This window comes from uncultured Subdoligranulum sp. (assembly GCF_937890665.1).
The window spans coordinates 1-1,423 of the sequence record NZ_CALADU010000013.1 but is presented as its reverse complement, the minus strand read 5'-3'; the positions used below and the strand labels follow the sequence as shown (position 1 = coordinate 1,423).

General features: G+C 50.2%; 3 protein-coding genes. 1 reads left to right on the top strand and 2 read right to left on the bottom strand.

Annotation, left to right across the window (positions count from 1 at the left end):
- Window positions 1-215: hypothetical protein (locus Q0526_RS00595; RefSeq protein WP_298729838.1), on the top strand; the 215-nt coding region annotated here is incomplete at its 5' end.
- A 223-nt stretch (window positions 216-438) separates the two neighbouring features.
- Here Q0526_RS00595 and Q0526_RS00590 read toward each other — a convergent pair.
- Both Q0526_RS00590 and Q0526_RS00585 read right to left on the bottom strand, forming a co-directional pair.
- Window positions 439-672 carry a complexin-2 gene (locus tag Q0526_RS00590; RefSeq protein WP_298729837.1) on the bottom strand — a complete coding sequence of 78 codons (234 nt, stop codon included), beginning with the start codon at window positions 670-672 and terminating at the stop codon, window positions 439-441.
- Window positions 673-765: 93 nt separating this feature from the next.
- On the bottom strand, window positions 766-1,423 hold a 658-nt coding region (locus Q0526_RS00585), incomplete at its 5' end, for an AAA family ATPase (RefSeq protein WP_298729836.1).

Sequence of the window (1,423 nt, the reverse complement as noted above, 5' to 3'; positions counted from 1 at the left end):
TCTGCGAACCCTTTGAACGGGTACGCCAAAGCGCCGTTCCCTTTCAGATGCTTTGGAACAAATCGTTCCACCCTTATTGCCTGATGGCTGCCGTAAAACACAGTAGCCCTCGCTTGATGTGTGGGCAAAATGCCTACCTATCGTTCTCTTTTACTCCGCATCCTGTGTTCTGTTTTTTTGCATGGTGTGTCGTGAAACGCGACATCCTATGGTGATTTTGGGGTACCCTAAAATGGGGCCCCTTTGGGATAATGGGGTGGCAAAACACCACCCCATCCGAGATACTTTTTAGCTGAATTTCTTTGCCCAAACTGCCGTCAGCCATTCCTTTTGCCAGAAAAAAACAGGAGCGTGCCACGCTCCTGTTCAAGCCAACAGGGAGAAGATTGACTTTGGTGCTAATTTCATCTGCGAGATTAGTATGAAAGTAAGCACCTGTTACCAGCGAAAATCCGGGAATATCCCTCGCTTATCCAGGTATTCCTGCCGGGCCTGCTCCCGTTCTTCTGCGGTGGGCGCAGTCTTATATTTTGCATACAGTTCATGCCGCACCATCGCATCTAACTTTTGCTCTAACCCCTGATGAATTTCCTCCGCATAATCATCGTCATAGGCCAGATGATACTCCACCAAAGCTACAAAAAGGTCATAGGAAATTTGTACACTTTTCATATTCATTTTCTTTCCGCGACGGTTGCGACGATAGCGACGGTGTTTTTGACGGTATCATTTTCACCGTCGCGACCGTCGCTATCGTCGCGCCCCTTATTCTTCGATTACTTCACAGGCGGTTGGCTCTACCAGCATATAGGTCAATTTCACTTGACGACCGGAATGTTTGGCCTTATTTTCATAGCCAACATGATATTCCTCCAGAAGCCTGCCTGCCTTGACATTCAGGTACTTTGTGAGGGCGTTGGAGGCCATTCCCGTTTGGATGGCTTCGACCAGTTCGGATGGAGAGCCAATCCACTCCCGGCACGCGGCGGAAACCAATTTTGCAACCGCATCCAACACCGGGTCCGGCGGTTCTTTATACAGCTCGTTTTCCATGCCTTCCAGATTCCAAATCTGGGTCTGCGGGTCCTTCTTCAAGTAGAGGATCTGATCCGGCTGATCTCGTCCCACCACCTTAATGGTGGCGTCCAGTTCCGTGCGCTTTTTCTTCTGCATAAGCAGCGAGCCGTCTGCGCAGCCGAGCAATCCAGTGGTGCCGGAAATCGTCTCAAAGGAATCGTCTGCCTGCTGCTTCCGGGTGTGATGGACGGTCAGAACACAGATACCGTGCTGATCAGCAAATTGCTTGATTCTGCCGATGATTTCATAGTCGCTGGCATAACTGTACGCTTCACCGCCTACCTCACGGATCTTCTGCATGGTGTCAATGATGATGAGATTGGTGTCCGGGTGCTCCTGCACGAAA

What these genes read in the sequence shown, in the direction of transcription:
- Q0526_RS00590 (WP_298729837.1), bottom strand. Translation starts at nt 672, where the DNA reads ATGAAAAGTGTACAAATTTCCTATGACCTTTTTGTAGCTTTGGTGGAG.